This window comes from Providencia sp. PROV032, assembly GCF_028484875.1.
GTDB classification, from domain to species: Bacteria; Pseudomonadota; Gammaproteobacteria; order Enterobacterales; family Enterobacteriaceae; genus Providencia; species Providencia rettgeri_E.
In genome coordinates, this window is sequence record NZ_JAMPSX010000024.1 from 16,411 (window position 1) to 36,945 (window position 20,535).

At 41.5% G+C, this 20,535-nt stretch carries 21 protein-coding genes, 1 other RNA gene and 1 pseudogene; 5 read left to right on the plus strand and 18 right to left on the minus strand.

Annotated features, from left to right (window positions below; genetic code table 11):
• Positions 1-236 precede the first annotated feature (236 nt).
• The 6 genes from gcvH to PSF42_RS15735 all read right to left on the minus strand — a co-directional run bounded on the left by gcvH (position 237) and on the right by PSF42_RS15735 (position 6,843).
• A complete protein-coding gene (gene gcvH / locus PSF42_RS15710) occupies positions 237-629 on the minus strand; it encodes a glycine cleavage system protein GcvH (protein WP_125894102.1) in 393 nt (130 codons plus the stop codon).
• A 46-nt stretch (positions 630-675) separates the two neighbouring features.
• Complete coding sequence (gene gcvT / locus PSF42_RS15715) at positions 676-1,770, minus strand: glycine cleavage system aminomethyltransferase GcvT (protein WP_125894104.1); 1,095 nt, start codon at positions 1,768-1,770, stop codon at positions 676-678.
• A 513-nt stretch (positions 1,771-2,283) separates the two neighbouring features.
• Positions 2,284-3,513 carry an FAD-dependent 2-octaprenylphenol hydroxylase gene (gene ubiI / locus PSF42_RS15720; RefSeq protein WP_213914561.1) on the minus strand — a complete coding sequence of 410 codons (1,230 nt, stop codon included), beginning with the start codon at positions 3,511-3,513 and terminating at the stop codon, positions 2,284-2,286.
• 26 nt (positions 3,514-3,539) lie between these two features.
• Positions 3,540-4,718 carry a 2-octaprenyl-6-methoxyphenyl hydroxylase gene (gene ubiH, locus PSF42_RS15725; protein ID WP_272680341.1) on the minus strand — a complete coding sequence of 393 codons (1,179 nt, stop codon included), beginning with the start codon at positions 4,716-4,718 and terminating at the stop codon, positions 3,540-3,542.
• A gap of 34 nt (positions 4,719-4,752) precedes the next feature.
• Positions 4,753-6,075: a Xaa-Pro aminopeptidase gene (pepP, locus tag PSF42_RS15730; protein ID WP_125894110.1), complete on the minus strand. Its 1,323-nt coding sequence runs from the start codon at positions 6,073-6,075 to the stop codon at positions 4,753-4,755.
• A gap of 189 nt (positions 6,076-6,264) precedes the next feature.
• A complete protein-coding gene (locus PSF42_RS15735) occupies positions 6,265-6,843 on the minus strand; it encodes a YecA/YgfB family protein (RefSeq protein WP_272680342.1) in 579 nt (192 codons plus the stop codon).
• 139 nt (positions 6,844-6,982) lie between these two features.
• On the opposite strand from PSF42_RS15735, the gene zapA reads away from it, so the two are divergent.
• The 3 genes from zapA (at position 6,983) to PSF42_RS15750 (ending at position 8,318) form a co-directional block, all read left to right on the plus strand.
• Positions 6,983-7,312, plus strand: a complete 330-nt coding sequence (zapA, locus tag PSF42_RS15740; RefSeq protein WP_125894114.1) for a cell division protein ZapA — start codon at positions 6,983-6,985, stop codon at positions 7,310-7,312.
• Between the two features lie 111 nt (positions 7,313-7,423).
• A non-coding RNA gene (gene ssrS / locus PSF42_RS15745) (6S RNA) lies at positions 7,424-7,605 on the plus strand.
• A 119-nt stretch (positions 7,606-7,724) separates the two neighbouring features.
• Positions 7,725-8,318: a 5-formyltetrahydrofolate cyclo-ligase gene (locus PSF42_RS15750; protein ID WP_272680343.1), complete on the plus strand. Its 594-nt coding sequence runs from the start codon at positions 7,725-7,727 to the stop codon at positions 8,316-8,318.
• 38 nt (positions 8,319-8,356) lie between these two features.
• On the opposite strand, the gene serA is transcribed toward PSF42_RS15750, so the two are convergent.
• Both serA and rpiA read right to left on the minus strand, forming a co-directional pair.
• The gene (serA, locus tag PSF42_RS15755; protein WP_213914565.1) at positions 8,357-9,607 is read right to left on the minus strand and encodes a phosphoglycerate dehydrogenase; all 1,251 of its coding nucleotides are present in this window, start codon (positions 9,605-9,607) and stop codon (positions 8,357-8,359) included.
• A gap of 445 nt (positions 9,608-10,052) precedes the next feature.
• The gene (gene rpiA, locus PSF42_RS15760; protein ID WP_272680344.1) at positions 10,053-10,715 is read right to left on the minus strand and encodes a ribose-5-phosphate isomerase RpiA; all 663 of its coding nucleotides are present in this window, start codon (positions 10,713-10,715) and stop codon (positions 10,053-10,055) included.
• A gap of 203 nt (positions 10,716-10,918) precedes the next feature.
• Between rpiA and PSF42_RS15765 the strand changes: the two genes are divergently transcribed.
• Complete coding sequence (locus tag PSF42_RS15765) at positions 10,919-11,830, plus strand: LysR family transcriptional regulator ArgP (RefSeq protein ID WP_125894120.1); 912 nt, start codon at positions 10,919-10,921, stop codon at positions 11,828-11,830.
• Here the strand turns inward: PSF42_RS15765 and PSF42_RS15770 are convergent.
• The 4 genes from PSF42_RS15770 to PSF42_RS15785 all read right to left on the minus strand — a co-directional run bounded on the left by PSF42_RS15770 (position 11,827) and on the right by PSF42_RS15785 (position 14,955).
• Positions 11,827-12,561, minus strand: coding sequence for an oxidative stress defense protein (locus PSF42_RS15770; protein ID WP_213914566.1), 735 nt, complete (start codon positions 12,559-12,561; stop codon positions 11,827-11,829). The two genes, PSF42_RS15765 and PSF42_RS15770, sit on opposite strands and share 4 nt — an antisense overlap.
• A gap of 152 nt (positions 12,562-12,713) precedes the next feature.
• Positions 12,714-13,349 (minus strand): arginine exporter ArgO, encoded by a 636-nt coding sequence (argO, locus tag PSF42_RS15775; protein WP_213914567.1) that lies wholly within the window; start codon positions 13,347-13,349, stop codon positions 12,714-12,716.
• Positions 13,350-13,575: 226 nt separating this feature from the next.
• Positions 13,576-14,448 carry a small-conductance mechanosensitive channel MscS gene (gene mscS / locus PSF42_RS15780; protein ID WP_248466789.1) on the minus strand — a complete coding sequence of 291 codons (873 nt, stop codon included), beginning with the start codon at positions 14,446-14,448 and terminating at the stop codon, positions 13,576-13,578.
• A 141-nt stretch (positions 14,449-14,589) separates the two neighbouring features.
• Positions 14,590-14,955 (minus strand): YacL family protein, encoded by a 366-nt coding sequence (locus PSF42_RS15785; protein ID WP_140171001.1) that lies wholly within the window; start codon positions 14,953-14,955, stop codon positions 14,590-14,592.
• A 98-nt stretch (positions 14,956-15,053) separates the two neighbouring features.
• Between PSF42_RS15785 and PSF42_RS15790 the strand changes: the two are divergent.
• Positions 15,054-15,185, plus strand: a pseudogene (locus tag PSF42_RS15790) (VOC family protein); the annotation flags it as partial.
• Between the two features lie 61 nt (positions 15,186-15,246).
• Here the strand turns inward: PSF42_RS15790 and acnB are convergent.
• The 6 genes from acnB to PSF42_RS15820 form a co-directional block, all read right to left on the minus strand.
• Positions 15,247-17,844 carry a bifunctional aconitate hydratase 2/2-methylisocitrate dehydratase gene (acnB, locus tag PSF42_RS15795; RefSeq protein ID WP_125894132.1) on the minus strand — a complete coding sequence of 866 codons (2,598 nt, stop codon included), beginning with the start codon at positions 17,842-17,844 and terminating at the stop codon, positions 15,247-15,249.
• Positions 17,845-18,285: 441 nt separating this feature from the next.
• The gene (locus tag PSF42_RS15800; RefSeq protein ID WP_272680345.1) at positions 18,286-18,639 is read right to left on the minus strand and encodes a VOC family protein; all 354 of its coding nucleotides are present in this window, start codon (positions 18,637-18,639) and stop codon (positions 18,286-18,288) included.
• A gap of 130 nt (positions 18,640-18,769) precedes the next feature.
• Entirely contained in the window at positions 18,770-19,054 is a 285-nt protein-coding gene (locus PSF42_RS15805) for a hypothetical protein (RefSeq protein ID WP_272680346.1), read from the minus strand.
• Between the two features lie 74 nt (positions 19,055-19,128).
• Complete coding sequence (locus tag PSF42_RS15810; RefSeq protein ID WP_272680347.1) at positions 19,129-19,476, minus strand: DUF3969 family protein; 348 nt, start codon at positions 19,474-19,476, stop codon at positions 19,129-19,131.
• A 96-nt stretch (positions 19,477-19,572) separates the two neighbouring features.
• Complete coding sequence (locus PSF42_RS15815) at positions 19,573-19,797, minus strand: hypothetical protein (protein ID WP_004261965.1); 225 nt, start codon at positions 19,795-19,797, stop codon at positions 19,573-19,575.
• A gap of 29 nt (positions 19,798-19,826) precedes the next feature.
• Positions 19,827-20,535: hypothetical protein (locus tag PSF42_RS15820; protein WP_272680348.1), on the minus strand; the 709-nt coding region annotated here is incomplete at its 5' end.

Consider the following 20,535-nt stretch of genomic DNA (forward strand, 5'->3'; position numbering starts at 1 on the left):
TAAGTTGTAGGGCGGCTATTACGGAACTTGCGAGATAACGCTTAAAATCAATGATATTGCAGTTGTTTCTTGTTTCTTGTTTCTTGTTTCTAACTAATTAGATTTTATCAATCCTCTAAATAGTTCATCTTGTGACTAGGCGGCAAGCAAATGAGACCCTAGGAGCATACACCAGTATGTGACTAGGGCGAATGAGCGAAGCCAACACCGCCACAAGATGAAATATGACGAATAAACTATTCTTCGGCTTCGATCATAGACGTATACCCCGCCGCATCAATCAAATCCGCCAGCTCTGCGGTATCCGACGCCTTAATACGGAAAATCCAACCTTCTTGATACGGTTGTTCATTCACGAGCTCTGGTGCGTCATTCAACTCGCTATTAACTGCCACAATTTCGCCACTCAATGGTGCGTAAATATCAGATGCCGCTTTAACTGATTCGACGACTGCAACGTCATCGCCTGCACTTACCGCAGTCCCCACTTCGGGTAAATCTACAAACACCATGTCACCCAACGTCTCTTGCGCATGTTCGGTGATACCTACTGTATACTCACCATTTCCCTCGTCACGCAGCCACTCATGTTCACGGGTATACATTAATTCTTTAGGTGTATTGCTCATCACTAGCCTCTCAATTTTTAAATTTATTAATTCGATCTGCCCAAATTTACACTAAGCGGTTTCCTTCACGGACAAAGCCTGGCTTAACGACTTCAACTGGCATTTCTCTTTGTCTGATCTCAACAATCGCTTTATCTTGAATTCCGTTCGGGACACGTGCTAACGCAATACTAAAACCTAGGGTTGGTGAGAAAGAGCCACTGGTTATCACCCCTTCTTGTAGTTTCCCCAGTTCATCAGTAAAGCGGACAACTTGCCCTGCACGCAGTATACCTTTTTCACGCATCACAATACCGACAAGTTTTTCAGTACCTTGTTCGCGTAATTTTTCTAATGCTTCACGGCCAATAAACTGGCGCTCTTCAGGTTTCCAAGCAACCGTCCATCCCATATTTGCAGCTAATGGCGAAATCGTTTCATCCATATCTTGCCCATATAGGTTCATACCGGCTTCAAGACGTAAAGTATCACGTGCCCCTAAACCCGCTGGGTGAACCCCTGCCTTAAGCAGTTTATGCCAAAATTCAACGACCTGCTCTTTAGGCATAGCAATTTCATAACCTTTTTCACCCGTATACCCAGTGGTTGCGATAAATAAGTCCCCGGCTTGAACACCATAAAAGGGTTTCATTCCTTCGATGCTGTTTTTTTGTTCTGAACTGAGTAACGAATGAACCTTTTCTGGCGCTTGCGGCCCTTGAACAGCCAAGAGCGCTAAATCATCGCGAACACGAATTTCAACCGCATAGTCTTTAGCATGTTGTTCAATCCAAGCGAGGTCTTTATCACGTGTTGCGGAGTTTACAACGAGACGATAAAAGTCATCAGCAAAGTAATACACAATCAGGTCATCAATAACACCACCGGAAGCATTCAGCATACCTGTATATAAAGCTTTGCCTTGTTCTGTGAGTTTATTGATATCGTTGGCGAGAAGGTAACGCAGAAAATCACGACAACCTTCACCGTGTAAATCGACAATAGTCATATGGGATACATCAAACATCCCTGCTTCGGTTCTGACAAAATTATGTTCATTGATCTGCGAACCATAATGCAACGGCATCATCCAACCATGAAAATCGACCATTTTTGCACCGCAGGCTATATGTTCATCATATAGTGTTGTTTGCTTTACCATGAATACCCTCTTTGCATTATTAATATGACAGGGTGATTGCGTGGTGAAAATTACCCATCTGCAATAAAATACCTTGATAATTTTACCCCAACGCAAACGATAACTTTTTAAAAACCTACCACTGTTTGCTGTTCTATCCTATAAAAAAAAATAGGGCGACCATTCCTCTGTATTACTGATTGCGCTCTGATTTTGCCAGCGCTTTTTGTTAAATAATTGAGAATGATCACTCAAAATCCTTACATTCAGGGGAAAATGGCACAAAATATAACCACAAATAGAATTTAAATAGTCACTTTGACAATAAAGCTCATCACAGCAATATAAATAAAACTAATGCGAAAAACGAATGTAATTAGTTTTTTTCAGTCATGATAGAAAGAGAAAGTTCCGCTATTCATACTAAAACGTAATAATAAGGATTATTTTTATGCAGAATTCAATTACGACGCTCTGTATTTTGACATAAGAAAAAGGCACAATTTTATCAACTGTGCCTTTTGGGAAAAGGATTTAGAGGGCGTCTTCGACTTGTAACTGTTCCAACCACTTAGGCATATCAAACAGCCCCATCGCATGGTTTAATAATTGCGGTTTAACCCCTGGCAAACTGTCCGCTAAGACCAGCCCGATATCACGAAGTAATTTCTTCGCAGGGTTATTACCATCGAACAATTCACGGAAACCTTGCATACCCGCCAACATCAGTGCTGCACTGTGTTTGCGGCTACGTTCATAATCACGCAAATATAAGTATTGGCCAAAGTCTTTACCTTCTCGGTGCAAACGTTTTATTTCACCGATTAGCATGGCGACATCCATAAACCCAAGGTTGACCCCTTGACCCGCTAATGGATGGATTGTGTGTGCCGCATCCCCTAACAGCGCTAAACGTTGAGCCGCAAATTGCCTTGCATAGCGCCCCGTCAGAGGAATGGTTAATCGGTCACTTTCAACTTGGCAGAGGCCAAGGTGAACATCAAACGCAACTGCCAGTTCTTTATTAAAATCAGCGGGTGCTAAAGACTGGCGTCTTGCTGCCTCAGTGGCCGGCTGAGACCAGACAATCGAACAAAGGTGTGGGTCACTTAATGGTAAAAATGCCAAAATACTTTCACCATCAAAAGCTTGGCGAGCAACGCCTTCGTGAGGTTTTTCGGTTCGGATCGTAGCAACTAACGCGGTATGTTCATAATCCCAAAAGGTTAATGGAATATCGGCATGGCTACGCAACCACGAGTTTGCCCCGTCAGCCCCCACAATTAACCGCGCTGTTAACATGTTTTCATCATCTAACGTAATAAAAACATCGTTTTCCCCCCACACCACTTTTTTAATCGTTGCGGGGGCTAATAATGTCACATCGCGAAGTTGCGATACTTTTTGCCATAGGGCATCACGTACAACATTGTTCTCAACAATATGCCCTAAATGGGTTAGGTTACGTTCTTGAGCGGTAAACGTAATTCGCCCAAAACTGTCGTTATCCCAAACTTCCATGCCATTATAAGCTGAAGCTCGCATTCCTTTAATGGTTGACCATACACCTAAGTGGGTCAGTAATTTCTCACTTGCTGCATTAATGGCAGATACCCTTAATGCGTGCGGCTCTGCGGCACTGAATGGCACCTTCGGTGGATGATTTTCAATGACCGCAACACGTAGTCCACTCCCTTCAAGCCCACAAGCGAGTGCTAACCCAACCATACCACCACCGGCGATAACCACATCAAATGACTGCATATTTTTTATTCCTCTTTATTTCGTGGTTATTGGTGAGCAACCCAGCCCAATGTTTGGCGAGCCAAAATATCACGAGCTGGTGGCAACATTTCCATTGCCATTAAACCTAAGTTACGGCCGACAATAAGCGGTAAGCAGCGATTCGCAAATAAACGGACCAAACCGTCGGTTATCGAAACCGTTTTGTCTCTATCTAACGCTCTGGCTTGTTGGTATTGGCTTAATAATGAATAACGACCAATGTCTTGCCCTTTCGCATTTGCATCTACCACAATGTGAGCCAGTTGCATCACATCACGGATGCCTAAATTGAAGCCTTGTCCCGCAATGGGGTGCAAGGTCTGAGCAGCGTTCCCCACTAACACGACTCGATGGCTAACTGGGTTAAGCGCTTTACGTAATACCAGTGGATAACAATGACGCTTACCGGCCATAATAATTTCGCCTAACCGCCAGCCGAACGCTTGCTGTAACTTGCTAATAAATGTTTCATCATCCCACGCGTTGATATCGTCGGCCTGTTCTTGATGGTGGCACCACACTAAAGAGCTACGCCCTTGTGACATAGGTAATAATGCCAAAGGACCGAATTCAGTAAAGCGCTCAAAGGCTTGGCCTTTTGGGTCAATGGCAGTTTTCACATTCGCAATAATGGCCACTTGCCCATAATCGTCCTTTTGCCATTGCATATGGCAGGCTTTGCCAATAGCGGAATGGCTGCCATCCGCAGCAATTAGTAATTCCCCGGTTACCTCATCACCATTATCCAAAGTGACCGTAACGATATCTTGTTCACGATGGACATTTTCTACTTTTGCAGGGCAATAAAGAGTGACTCCGGGCGCTTTACGTAACAATGAAAACAGACGGGCGCCCGCTTCGTGCAGTTCAATCACATTGCCTAGAGCATCGATATGATAATCATCAGCAGCAATATTCACAAAACCGGCATGGCCTCTATCAGACACATGAACGCGATTAATGGGGGTCACACAATCTGCTAAAGCAGGCCAAACGCCTATTTTTGCTAATGATTGACAAGTGCCGTGGGCTAACGCAATCGCACGTGCGTCAAACCCGGGATGTTTGCCATCTGGCACAGCAGCCTCGATTAGTGAAACCGATAATTTTCCTTGGCTAAGGGATGATATTGCCAGTGCTAATGTTGCACCCGCCATACCGCCCCCCACGATGATCACATTCATGCGTTGTTTATTACCTTTCTATGATGACTGACATCTACCCTAAATTGTGCGTTGCTGCCGCCATTAGGGCTTCAATTTCATCAGGGTCTTTCACGACTAAATCTGTTAAGTTTTCATTTCCGTTTTCGGTGATCACAATATCATCTTCGATACGTACACCAATACCGCGATATTGTGGCGGCACATCTGCATCTGGAGCAATATATAAACCAGGCTCGACAGTTAATACCATCCCCACTTCAAGTGTACGGTCTCGGTCTGTGCCATAAAAACCCACATCATGTACATCTAACCCTAACCAGTGACTTAAACCATGCATAAAGAATGGCTGATATGCTTTGTTTTCGATCAATTGATCCACATCGCCTTGTAAAATTCCAAGTGCAACGAGACCTTCTGTTTTGATACGCACAATCTCTCGTGTCACCTCATGGATACTGGTACCCGGACGATATAAAGCTAATGCGGTATTTAACGCTTTAAGGACGATATCGTAAATTTCTCGTTGTGCTTGGCTAAATTTGCCATTAACTGGGAAAGTCCGCGTGATATCCCCTGCATAGCCATCAAATTCTGCACCCGCATCAATTAACACGAGTTCGCCATCTTTCATTAGGCTCTCATTTTCGGTGTAGTGCAAAATACAGGCATTTTCACCACTACCCACAATGGAGTTATATGAAGGGAAACGTGCACCATGGCGAGTAAATTCATGTTCTAACTCACCACAAAGTTGGTATTCATACATATTCGGTCGGCAAGTTTCCATTGCTCTGACATGTGCTAGAGCAGAAATTCGCCCAGCCATACGCAGGGTATTAATTTCTTCTTCCGACTTAAATAAGCGCATTTCATGGACAATCGGCCGCCAATCAACCAATGTTTGTGGCGCGCGTAAGTTACGACGGCTACCTTTACGTAGAATATCTAAGGCATCAAATACCAATTTATCGGCATAGGCAAACTCACCTTGTGCATGATAAACCACGTCGAGGCCATTCAGTAATTGATAAAGTTGCTCTTCTATTTCATTGAAAGGTAACGCTTTATCAATACCTAATTTTTCAGGTGCGGCATCTTGCCCAAGGCGGCGACCAAACCAAATCTCAGCGGTTAAATCACGAACACGGTTAAAAAGAACAGTATGGCTATGTTTCTCATCGCTTTTAATCAGGACTAATACGGCTTCAGGCTCACTAAACCCCGTTAAATACAGAAAGTCGCTGTGTTGACGATACGGGTATTCGCAATCCGCATTACGTTGCGCTGGAGGCGCTGAGAAAATAATTGCTGCACTGCCTGATTGCATTTGAGCCAATAATGCATTGCGACGAGAAATAAATTCCTGTTTATTCATACCGTTTTTGCCTTATTATCAGAATAATTAGATTGCTGAATATATTGTTTGTGTTTAATCAATCACATACAACATATACTGGCGACATGACTTAAATCTGGATACACCTCGTTTTCAAGCACTTAGTTTATCAATAATAAAATATTGATTGGTTAAGTTAAGTGCTTTGAAAATTCATATTGATAGAAACTAATGAAGAACCGGTTTATCATTTTCTACAGCTGTAGGGCCTTTAGTCGGCTCAATCAACGCAATGTAACATAATTGCACTGCCACCCTGACATACTCAACTACTTCTTCTAACGCCTGCTCAAGTTCTTCTTGGTCTTCGTCTTCGTCATAACCAAGCATACCAATATTGCGTAAATCTGTGATAACTTCGCTTATCTCTTTTTTATCAGCCAGTTTCGGTTGTGTAACCCCCAAACCTAATAAAAAGTGATTAACCCAACCCGCCAGCGCATCAGCATGGTCAAAAATAGACGCTTCTTCGCTAGGAAATAGCAGGGTAAATGCAAATTCGCTATCATCAAGTGCGTCAAATGTGGTATCGAAGAGCTCTCGTAATGGCTGCGAAACCGTTTGTGGGAACGCTAAGCCATCGTTAGCAAGGTCATGGACCAACGTTTGCCAGCTATGGTCACGGCCCCCACCACAGATCAACCCGGTTATTAGACCATGGATCTCCGCAGCAGTAAGTGCGATTGAGTGCTGTTGTAGCAATTTGTCCAGTGATTCATAGTTTGGTAAAGATTTTTGTATAGACATCTGAATTCGTCATGTTAGCTTATGATTCGTGATATGCTACCATCAAGGATAGCCGCTAGACCAGTATGCTTTTGTCTTATCTATTAATTGCGCCAAATATGATGTATTTACGGCGAGTATTATTCAGTATGGAGGTATAATGTCCGCACAACCTGTCGACATCCAGATTTTCGGGCGCTCAATGCGAGTCAATTGCCCAGCAGAACAAAAAGAGGCCCTTCTCGAGTCGGCTAAAGAATTAGAACAACGCTTGCAAAATCTAAAAGATAGAAGCGGTGTGACCAACACGGAACAACTTATTTTTATTGTAGCATTGAACGTCTGTCACGAATTAGCACAAGAAAAGACAAAAACGCGTGATTATGCTTATAATATGGAAGAGAAAATAAAAATGTTGCAGCACACAATCGAACAAGCGTTGCACGATCAGGTGAAAATTACTGAGAGGCAGGTATTGCCCCTAGAGTAAATCTGCTTATTAATCAGACACTAGTAGAAAAAAATATACAAAATTAAGGTTGCATTTTAAATCTAGTTTCGTACAATGAAATCACTGAGTAACGATAAGTTCTCAAACCAAATTTCTCTGAGATGCGCGTGAGTGGGCGAGTCCCCTGAGCCGATATTTCAACTAAATAGAATGTGGTTATGGCGCTGGTGAGCATGCCTGATTCGCTCAGGAAGCCTAAAGGTTGCTAAACTGCGTTCACCTTGAACCAAGGGTTCAAGGGTTACAGCCTACAACGGCATCTTGGAGACCCTCAATTAAGTTCCTGCTTATTTTTCATTTGTTTTCTACATAACTTACCATCTTGCGATATACTCTAAGTAATATAATTACTGGGTTAACTGTTTTTATCGTATTTATAACAGGTTATCACATGCAAGATTCTCTCTCGACACAACGCCAGCTGGTACGTCAAACTATCCGTCAGGCACGCCGCCAACTAAGCCTTGAACAACAACAGAGTGCCGCTGAGCAACTCATGCATAATGCATTAAGCCACCCGAAAATTGCACAAGCCAACACAATTGCTTTGTTTCTTTCTTTTGATGGGGAAATTGACACCAAACCGCTCATTCATGCGCTATGGGCCCAAGGCAAACAAATCTATCTCCCTGTTTTACACCCTTTTAGTCGCCACCATTTATTATTTCTTCACTATCGCCCAGACAGCCAACTCGTTAAAAACCGATTTAATATTGATGAGCCACCACTGGATGTCAGAAATGTGCTACCCCTTGAGAAATTAGATATCATGCTTATCCCATTAGTGGCATTTGATACTCAAGGGCAACGGTTAGGGATGGGAGGTGGGTTCTACGATAGGACTCTTGCAAATTGGCAACAAACTGGGTTTTATCCCATTGGCCTTGCCCATAATTGCCAGCAAGTAGAAAAACTCCCTGTCGCGCACTGGGATATTCCGTTACCCGAAATTATTACGCCGCAAAAAATATGGCGCTGGTCATAAATACCCGCGCCATCATTTCACACCATTTTTAGCGTAACTTAGAACAGTAAACGCGCGCGAATGGTTCCAGGCAAATCTTTTAATTTCTGGAGTGCTTCATCTGTTTGGTTTGGCGTTTGCATTAATACGTCAATAACCACATAACCTACGTTGCCTGATGTACGTAAATACTGGCCAACAACGTTAATGTTATTTTCAGTGAAGACTTGGTTGATGCTATTCAAAATACCAGGGCGGTTTTCATGAATATGCAAGAAACGGTTTGTGTCTTCAGTATGAACTGGCAGAGAAACCTCTGGGAAGTTAACCGCCGATAATGTTGAACCGTTATCTGAATACTTAGCCAGTTTACTTGCCACTTCTAACCCAATATTTTCTTGAGCTTCTTCTGTAGAGCCCCCAATGTGCGGTGTTAAAATCACATTGTCGAACTTAATCAATTCAGAGATAAATGGGTCATTAGGGTCATTGTTCGCAGCGGGTTCACTTGGGAAGACATCCACCGCAGCACCTGATAAATGCTTGGTTTCTAACGCAGCGGCCAGTGAAGGAATATCCACGACTGTTCCACGTGATGCGTTAATGAATATAGAGCCAGGCTTCATACGATCGAATTGTTCTTTAGCAAACATATTCTTCGTACTTGGGGTTTCAGGCACATGTAAGCTAACCACATCACTCATATTCAGCAATTCAGTTAAAGAGCGAACTTGAGTTGCGTTACCTAAAGGGAGTTTGTTTTCAATATCATAGAAGAAAACATTCATACCGATACCTTCAGCTAAGATCCCTAGCTGAGTACCAATGTGACCATATCCAACAATCCCAAGGCGCTTACCACGCGCTTCAAAACAGCCTTTAGCTTGTTTTTCCCAAATACCGCGGTGTGCTTGCATATTGGCTTCAGGAATACGACGTAGTAAAAGTAATAATTGGCCTAATACCATTTCTGCAACGGAACGTGTATTCGAAAATGGTGCGTTAAATACAGGGATACCACGTTTTGCCGCAGCATCTAAATCAACTTGGTTGGTTCCAATACAAAAACAACCTACTGCAACGAGTTTTTCTGCTGCAGCGAAAATTTCTTCAGTAAGATGAGTACGGGAACGGATACCTACAAAACGTGCATCTTTAATCGCTTCTTTTAATTCTTCGTCGGATAACGCACTTTTGTGATATTCAATATTGGTGTAGCCTGCGGCTTTTAAGTTATCAACCGCACTTTGGTGCACACCTTCTAGCAGTAAAAATTTAATTTTGTCTTTTTGCAAAGATACCTTAACCATTTCCCTACCCTATCGTGAACGTACTTAAGATTTATAACAGATGAACCCATGTGTTTGCCTAACATAGCTCAAGAGAGATGACATCCATCTACCTTGAGCTATGAAGCGTATACCAACATAGCAAAAAATAGCGTAGTAGCAATACAACCGTTTGCTTGATGGATGCTAAAAAGCGCGAAGAAAAAGAAGTTAAATGGTAGAAAATCAGGGGCGATAACACAAAATAAGGATTTTTCCTGCACAATGCCTATTTGTGTGAGATATATCACCAAAATAGCTGGGTATTAAAAAAAATAAAATAAATTTTAAATTGATGATATTTATAAAACTGGTTAATTAATTTAGCTTCTATCTATGCATAAACTAATGTCAAAATATCAGTAAGACAAATAAGCCAGCGAGTATAACGCCGCTGGCTTATTTGAATAATTAAATATGATATCGATTATAGCTTGATGGTTTTCACACCTTCGTTTGCAGTCCCCATCAAAACAACATCAGCACCGCGATTGGCGAATAACCCAACGGTTACAACCCCCGCAATCCCATTAATTGTATTTTCTAATCTCACTGGGTCTACAATTTTTAAATTATGAACATCTAAAATCACATTGCCGTTATCAGTAATCACATTTTGACGGTACTCTGGCGTACCCCCCAATTTGACCAGTTCACGTGCCACATAGCTACGCGCCATTGGGATCACTTCGACGGGTAGTGGAAATTTACCTAACACATCAACTAGCTTAGACTCATCAACAATACAGACAAAGGTTTTTGCAATTGCTGAAACAATTTTTTCACGAGTTAAAGCCGCACCACCGCCTTTGATCATATTCATGTGATGGTCAACTTCATCAGCACCATCAACATAAACATCTAATGAATCCACTTCATTACAATCAAATACTGTAATTCCCAGTGATTTTAGTTTTTGAGTTGATGCTTCTGAGCTTGATACCGCACCTTCTATTTGACCTTTCATTGTCGCTAATGCATCAATGAAGTGTGAAGCCGTTGACCCCGTTCCAACACCAACAATAGTGCCCGGTTTTACATAATCAAGTGCAGCCCAACCTACCGCTTTTTTTAATTCATCCTGAGTCATACTCATGCCTTTTAAGATTTAATTGAGTCGTGATTAAGGTTATTAAACACTAGTATATACCGGACACCCAATAAGTTGCAGCTTTGTTCGCTGTATTTATGTCACGGTTCTTGAGATTTACGCCACAACAATAATATTTTTAAGTGTTGCGTGTAAAAATATGGCATAGTGCTTAATAGAATAACAACAAGGAGATTTTTTTGATGAAGCGCCCTGACTATCGCGCATTACAAGCACTGGATGCCGTGATCCGTGAACGCGGCTTTGAGCGCGCGGCTCAAAAGCTCTGCATCACGCAGTCTGCTGTGTCTCAACGCATAAAGCAGTTAGAAAACCTATTTGGGCAACCTCTGCTGGTACGTACCGTTCCGCCACATCCAACTGAACAAGGGCAAAAACTGCTAGCACTGCTTCATCAAGTCGAACTGTTAGAAGAGCAATGGTTAGGGGATGAAAATAGTGGCTCAACCCCTTTGTTACTGTCACTTGCCGTCAACGCCGACAGCTTGGCAACTTGGTTTCTCCCAGCCCTAAACCCTGTATTAGGCAATAGCCCTATTCGGCTAAATATTCAGGTTGAAGATGAAACACGAACCCAAGAACGCTTAAGACGCGGTGAAGTGGTCGGCGCTATCAGTATTCAACCCCAAGCCTTACCGGGTTGTTTAGTCGATAAACTTGGCGCCCTAGACTATATTTTTGTGGCCTCACCAGACTTCGCTGCGAAATACTTCCCAGATGGCGTGACTCGCTCTTCGTTACTAAAAGCCCCTGCAGTTGCTTTCGACCATTTAGACGATATGCACCAAGCCTTCGTACAACAAAACTTTGGTTTATCGCCCGGCAGTGTTCCATGTCATATCGTGAACTCCTCTGAGGCCTTTGTACAGTTAGCAAAACAGGGCTCTACCTGCTGTATGATCCCACATTTGCAGATAGCAAGTGAATTAGCGAATGGTGAGTTGGTTGATTTAACCCCAGGGTTATGTCAGAGACGGATGCTTTACTGGCACCGCTTTGCACCTGAAAGCCGCACAATGAAAAAGGTGACTGACGCCCTATTAAAAACGGGGCGCCAGATGTTAAAACAAGAAGATGAGCCCGCAAAAAGCTAGCGTTTTAATTCAAATACCACATCGACTTGGTCATTAAAATCAATACTCTGTTGTTCATAGGTCTCATCAATTTTGAGATCTTCAGCAACAGAGGCTTTCATCGCCCCAGCATAATTCCTTGCCGCCATTGGATATGGCACCGCAGCGGGTGCATTATAGTTAATGCTATACACCGGACCTAACTGGACATTAAAGCCTTTAGCTAAGATATTGGCTTGTTCTGTGGCATTTTTAATCGCTTGAGACCGTGCTTCATCACGGTACTGTTGCGGGTTGGCAACACCAAACTGTACTGAGTTGATTTCATTGAGGCCTGCGGCTAAAGCACCATCTAACAAGACATTAAGTTGGTCTAATTTCTTCACTTTCACTTCAACAGAGCGTGTTGCCGTGTAGCCTTCGATGGTTGATTTTTGCTTCACACTACTGTAATCATATTTAGGCTGAGTTCGCACATTTGCCGCGTTAATATCTTCTTTTTCAATGCCGTTTTTCTTAAGAAACTCAAAATACTCTGCAACTCGCTTATCGACGCCAGCTTTGGCAGCTGCCGCATCTTTTGCAGTGACTGTCACAAGAATGTTCAGCGTCGCCATATCTGGAGTCGCTTTTACTATTGCATTACCCGAAGTTGTAATGTGTGGGCCATTGGGTAACGGGTCAGCCAAAGACATGGTAGGAACCGCAGCACCTGCTACCATCGCAGCTAAAACTAAAGATTTTAATTTCACAGAACCTCCCAAGAAAATTATTTATCGCTAAAAAAGGGATAATTACTGATAAACTATCCCTGAGCTCAATTTAACAGTAACACATGGAACAAAAAGTACAGTCAGAATAATGAGAAATTGAACATTATTGAGTGTCTGTTGAAGATATATTGTTATTGAGAAATCAAACCGAGCCCCTTAAGCCCCTGTATTGCAAGTTGAAATGCGATAAACCACATCACGCCACCGACAAAAATATTAATAATACGCTGTGAACGTGGTTTATTTAGTACAGGAGAAAACCAAGCAGCAAGTATCGCTAATGCAAAGAACCACACAAATGATGCTGTTAATGCGCCAGCCGTAAACCAAGGTCGTAATTGGCTTTCTAATTGGCCTCCCACGCTGCCCAATACAACGAAGGTGTCTAAATAAACATGTGGATTCAGCCAAGTGACAGCAAACAATGTGACAATCACTTTCCACCTTGTGATAGCCCGGCTTTCCGTTTGAAGTATCACCTCATCAGGGCTAAGGGCTGTACGAAACGCACCATAGCCATACCACATAAGAAATACGACACCAGCCCACGTGATCAATTGCATTAATATTTCGGACTGGCTGAGTAGAGCACTACCACCAAACACGCCGGCGACAATTAAAACTGTATCACTTAGAGCGCATAATAATGCACTCATAAAATGAAACTGCTTTCGGCTTCCTTGCTGTAAGACAAATGCGTTCTGTGGTCCTAACGGTAATATCATTGCAGCACCTAATAGCGCACCCTGTAAATAGATCGAAAACATGCATTAATTCCAATTTTTTATTCAATTAATATGCATGAATATTAGCGATAAAAAATTATTAGTGGAAATGATTAAGTCTAATAGGTCATAAGTATCACTTATAGCCAAAAACGCATCAGTAAGAAAAAATATCAGTATAAAAATATAAGAAAGGGAAATGAATAAGAGCCCATCAAAGACAGGCTCTTATTTTCAGTGAAACTGCTAAATGTTACTTAGCCAAGTATTACTCTGCAGGATCTTGCTTGATAGGTGCATTTTGTTTATGAACATGCACATCCATTTGTGGGAATGGGATACCAATATTATGTTTGTCCAGTGCTCGCTTAAACTCTTCTAGCAAATCCCAATATACAGGCCATGCATCACCATTGGTGGTCCAAAAACGCACTAAATAATTTAATGATGATGGAGCCATATCATGTAAACGGATAGTAACACCTTTCGCATGCTGAATACGGCTATCCGCAGCGACGATATCACCTAATACTTTTTTCACCACATCAATATCAGAATCATAAGCAACACCCACAATAATATCTTGACGGCGATTAGGCTCACGGCTGGTATTAATAATGTTATCAGCAATGATCTTTCCATTAGGAATAACAATAATACGGTCATCTGCCGTTCTTAATGTCGTTGAAAATATTTGTACATTTTGCACTGTACCTTCAACAGCACCAATCGAGACATACTCTCCCGCTTTTAGTGGTCTAAATACCACCAGCAACACACCTGCCGCAAAGTTACCCAGCGAGTTTTGCAATGCTAAACCAACAGCCAAACCTGCCGCACCCATTACCGCGATCACAGAGGCCGTTTGTACCCCAATTTTTCCTAATACCGCAATTAAAGTGAATGCGACGATGGTATAACGTGCTATCGCTGATAAAAAGTCACTGACTGTTGAATCAATGCCTTTCATAGTCATCACGCGATGCAAACCACGTCCGACCCATTTTGCAATCATCATCCCGACAATTAAGATAACGATAGCAGACACGATATTTACAACATACTGAACTAACAGATCTTGGTTTGCCACAAACCAATTCGTTGCTTCATTCAACGCGCCTGTAACATCATCAGTATTCATATATATTGCCCTTTAAAATCCAATTATCAAAATTAATCCCAGCCAATTAATCTTTAACTAAGCGTTTAACGGCTGGCCGTACACTGCAAATAATAGCGGTGATTTATTGAAATACAAAACAAATCACTAAATAAAATTATTTTATCTATTTTCTATAACAAAAAGACGATAATCTTTTAACATTAACAGAAAGTCATCAGTGCCGCAAAATGCAACACTTTCATTATCATAATAACTCATTCCCTCTTCCAACCCTTCAGTTTCAAATGATAATTGGTTGGCGCGGATCATCACTTCTTCATCATCAAGCAACAATGTATATTCGTGGCCAATAAGCTCCCATTGTTTTTCACTACCTTTAATCTTTTCGTAGTTTTCTTCAATAGCATCTAACAGACTAAGGTCGTTTTTAACCTCTTCATTAAGCCAATATCCAATAGCCTCATGATCCATCGAGAATTTAGCGGAGATAGCTCCGGTGATATCTTGGAAAAATTGGTAGTCCATATGCAGTCCCTCTACTCTTGCGTTATTGAACCTAGTATAACGCGAGTCAAACCGCTTTGTTGAGAGGTATTACCATCAAAAGAATAAAACTGAATAATGACGTGCAAAAGCATATTGAACAACAAGGTGTAAAAATTATCGAAGGGCCGGTGAATCGGACTGGTGCAATTAGATCCCTTTACTTACGTGATGACGATTTAACTTTAATCGAAATTTCTGAATATATTTAGCGAATACACCCAATTAAAAAAGGCTCCTAAATTAGGAGCCTTCATGACTAATATTACCTGATTACACGGCTGTTTGGAAAATCACGCCATCCGCTTTTTCGGTATATTGTGATAATTGGTCAAAGTTCAGATAACGGTAGGTATCCGCTGCTGTTTCATCGACCTTATCCATAAATTGCAGATATTCTGCCGGCGTTGGTAAACGACCTAATAAGGAAGCGACCGCAGCCAGTTCTGCTGATGCGAGGTAAACATTCGCACCTGTCCCTAAACGGTTCGGGAAGTTACGTGTCGAAGTGGAAACAACCGTTGCACCATCTGCCACACGTGCTTGGTTACCCATACACAAAGAACAACCTGGGACTTCAATACGCGCTCCACTCTTACCAAAGACGCTGTAATAACCTTCTTCGGTTAACTGTGCTGCGTCCATCTTAGTTGGAGGCGCAACCCATAAACGTGTTGGTAATTGGCCTTTGTGGGAATCCAATAACTTACCTGCTGCACGGAAGTGACCAATGTTTGTCATACAAGAACCGATGAAGACTTCATCAATTTTCTCGTTTTGCACATCAGACAATAAACGTGCGTCATCTGGGTCATTTGGGGCACACAGAATTGGCTCTTTGATATCATTGAGGTCAATTTCAATCACTGCTGCGTATTCCGCATCTGCATCACCTTCGAGCAGTTGTGGATCTGCTAACCAGTTTTCCATTCCTTTGATACGGCGTTCGATAGTACGACGGTCGCCATAACCTTCCGCTATCATCCATTTTAATAGAACGATATTCGATTGCAGGTACTCGATGATTGGCGCTTTATCCAATTTGATAGTACAACCTGCCGCTGAACGCTCTGCTGACGCATCTGCTAATTCAAACGCTTGTTCAACTTTCAGCTCAGGCAAACCTTCAATTTCTAAAATACGGCCAGAGAAAATGTTTTTCTTACCTTTTTTCTCTACGGTCAGTAAACCATCTTTGATTGCATATAGTGGAATTGCATGAACAAGGTCACGTAATGTGATACCCGGTTGCATTTCACCTTTAAAGCGAACCAGTACTGACTCAGGCATATCCAGAGGCATCACCCCTGTTGCTGCAGCAAATGCGACCAAACCAGAACCCGCAGGGAATGAAATACCGATTGGGAAACGCGTATGTGAGTCACCACCAGTACCAACGGTATCCGGCAGTAACATACGGTTTAACCATGAGTGGATAATACCATCTCCTGGACGCAGAGAAACACCGCCACGGTTCATGATGAAATCAGGTAAAGTGTGGTGTGTGGTCACATCAACAGGTTTTGGATACGCTGCTGTATGGCAGAATGACTGCATGACTAAATCTGCAGAGAAACCAAGACAAGCCAAGTCTTTGAGTTCATCACGGGTCATTGGGCCAGTTGTATCTTGTGAACCTACAGAGGTCATTTTTGGCTCACAGTATTCACCAGGGCGAATACCTGGGCGACCGCAAGCACGACCAACCATTTTTTGTGCTAATGAGAAGCCACGGTTGCTTTGTGCAACAGATTTAGCGTGACGGAATACTTCTGTCGCTTCTAAGCCCAGAGATTCGCGTGCTTTATTGGTTAAACCACGGCCGATAATCAGTGGAATACGACCGCCCGCACGGACTTCGTCAATCAGCACATCGGTTTTTAATTCGAATGTTTCAAGCAGCTCACCCGTTTCATGGTTTCGCACTTCACCTTTAAATGGATAGATGTCAATCACATCCCCCATATTCAGTTTAGAAACGTCCACTTCAATTGGTAATGCGCCCGCATCTTCCATTGTATTAAAGAAGATCGGTGCAATTTTGCCGCCCAATACTACCCCACCGCCACGTTTATTTGGCACAAATGGGATATCGTCACCCATAAACCATAGCACGGAGTTAGTCGCTGATTTACGAGAAGAACCAGTACCGACAACGTCACCCACGTAAGCTAATGGGAAACCTTTCTTATTCAGCGCATCAATTTGCTTGATTGGGCCAACATTACCCGCATCGTCTGGTTCAATACCATCGCGTGCGTTTTTCAGCATTGCTAATGCGTGTAATGGGATATCTGGACGTGACCATGCATCAGGAGCAGGTGATAAATCATCGGTGTTAGTTTCACCAGTGACTTTGAACACAGTCACGGTCATTTTTTCAGCTAATGCAGGACGCTCTTTGAACCACTCGGCATCTGCCCATGATTCAATAACTTGTTTCGCGTGAACATTTCCCGCTTTCGCTTTTTCTTCTACATCGTAGAAGTTATCAAACATCAGTAAGGTGTGGGAGAGTGCTTTAGCGGCGATTGGCGCCAGTTTTTCGTCATCCAACGCTTCAATTAGTGCATGGATGTTATATCCGCCCTGCATAGTACCTAACAGTTCAATGGCTTTTTCGGGGGAGATAAGAGAAGAGGAAGTTTCGCCTTTCGCTATCGCGGCTAAAAATCCAGCTTTTACGTACGCTGCTTCGTCAACACCAGGAGGGACGCGGTTGGTCAGCAGGTCTAACAGGAAATCTTCTTCACCTTTGGGTGGGTTTTTGAGTAACTCTACCAGTGCAGCTACTTGTGACGCATCTAATGGCTTAGGGACAATCCCTTGAGCGGCACGCTCGGCTACGTGCTTACGGTATTCTTCTAGCACGACGTTCTCCTCGCTTCATTGTAATTTGTATACCCGGCTGTCTGCACCATACTGACAAAATTATCATCCGGTGCCAGGTCAGAGGAATTTGCTCGCATAATCTCAATGGCGGTAAAATTATGCCCAGCTTCGGGCGATCAGCATAGCAGAATTTAAACGTAATGTTAATTCATTCACAAGAAAGCAACATTTAACTACTAACTTTACGCCTTAACACTTCATTACTGGCTATTTTTCAGCTTAAGATACTATTAATCATCGTAAAACGCCGAAAAAACCATACTTTTTATAATGCATTTTAAAATTTAAAGCACCCTAATTAGTGCCTTTTTTCATCAGCTATCACAAATTATATTTTTTATCGCAATTTTATTTATATTACTAATTGATAAGGTAAATCATTGCGATTGGTTTTAATCCTTTTAACGGTTTTAATGGATTTTACCGCCCTTTTAAACCCATTAAATTGCCAAACGGGTCTTCAAGTTGACACATTCGATTATTACCATCTATTAACATTGGCCCGCAGTACAGTTTTGCCCCTAGCTGAGTGAAATGCTCAAAAGCCAAATCAAAATTATCGACTTGCCAATACAATACCGTTCCTTTTTTACCTTCACTGACTTTTTTATCCGCTTGCACCACTTCTATCGTGAAGTCCCCGACATGTAATAACGTGAAATCAAAATTAGGCAGGTACTCCGCCCTTGCCTGTGGAAAAGCTTGCTGATACCAAGCCAAACCCGCTTGAACATCAGGGACATGAATTAAAATTGCAGTGGGTTTTAGTTCCATAGCGCTTTCTTATTAATAGGTATTATTTTGTTTTAGCTTACACCAATGATTGAAAGTGAGTAAATGTCGATAAGGTGTAAACAATGGCCAAACCAGCGATTGCTTACGCCTTTAGCATCATCAAGTCAGATCATTTTGCGTGTTTTTCTGATAAATAACGAAGAATGGCTGATATATTTTTTAAGTTATATTTTACGAGTAGTTCATTTTCTTTAGCTTTACATAACATCTCATAATCAGCTTCTAACTGCCCAATATCTAACTGAGCCAGCTCATTGTAAATATCATAAATAGATTCAGAAGGTACATTCCAATAAAAATCTGCATCTAGGTCTATATTACCCATTCCCTGTACTTTCATTTCATTAAAAATGGCTACTATAGCCTCTTCCAGTAGACTCAGTTCTATTTTCATATTTTAACCTTTACCATTCTTAATTTCATTTATGTTCTTTTCAAATGTTTTAATTTATATTTCTAAACATTTAGTTAGTCATCAATAATATTAATTTCTTTATCAATTAACCGACCAAAATTTTCACTTTGTGAAATTACTGTGATGGTTTTCTGTATTAATTCCTCAATACTAGCTTGGAGCTGTTCTGGAATTAAACATTCAACATCGTCCAATTCGCAACCTAGGTTAATTATCCCTATTAATTTTTCATCTGAACCCATTTGTTCGAGTAGTTTAGCCAAATAAGGTTTGAAAACAAATCCTTCTGCCTCATCAATCGATATCAAATTTTTATCTAATGCAGTTAATACATCTAAAGTTAATAAGCTTATAAATTTGCTCGTCTGTTTATCACTAATACTATAATTAAGCCTAGTCACCTCTTACTCCAACCACATTTAATTTTCACATTAATGACTCTGCCACTTTGGTTCCCCCACGCTAAAAATGGAAGAACCAACCTGCTTATGCGGAAATTAAACTAAAGGTTCTAAACGTAAAAGATGATCTTTAGCTTTCTCTATCAATAATAAAAATTCACTGTAATTAAATTCTAAAAAATCCGAGTCAGGATAAATAATAATTTTTACCTCTTTCTTATCTTCAGATAGTGAAATTTCCCCCCACTGAACATCATTAAAGGAGAGCTCAGCATATAAATCATCTCGGCTTAAAGAACTTCCAACACTGTATTCCAACATAAAATCCCCCCATCAATCATTTGCAAACATTATGGCTCTCTAAAACCAATAAATTTCTTACCATCTATACTAAATCTTAATACCCGACCATCAGGTGATTTAGCATCAATCACTTCAATTCTTTTCCTATTTTCATAAATAGTTCTAGGTCTTATTATTACATTTGTATTATCTAATATTTCATCGATTAATGCTCTAGCTTCCTGATTCAATACTGAAGCTTTTTGGTTGGAATATGAGTATGCAGAGCCTTCCCTACCCCCATGCTTTTGGAGCGATCTGCCAGCATTTGTTAAACCATTGCGATTGATTTCTGATGCTGCTTGCTTTAGTTCTTCTTTAGAAGGAAGATCATTATTTTTTATAGAGAACTCATCAGGTTCCCACCCCTCCGGTCCTCCTGCCCCAGAGCCCCCTACCTCTACTTTATCTGAATTTGATAACTCTTTCCCAACATTTGGATTTTTTGCTGCTTTATCTAAATCATTTGAGCAACTCAGTCCGAAAGTACAATCAAACGTTTCCGCTAGACCATCACGAACAGCGCCTAATGTATTTTCGATGCCTTTTGCAATGTTGCTATTTGCCGTTTGTGTGACTTGTGAATTTGAACTAACGCCATGAGGTAATGCAGGAACATTCGGAGAGGAGATAGCAAACATGCTACTTTGGGCTATTTTCAGCTTATTTAATTCATTTACATTAAACTGAATTTTATCCGTAGTACTTTTATGTTGT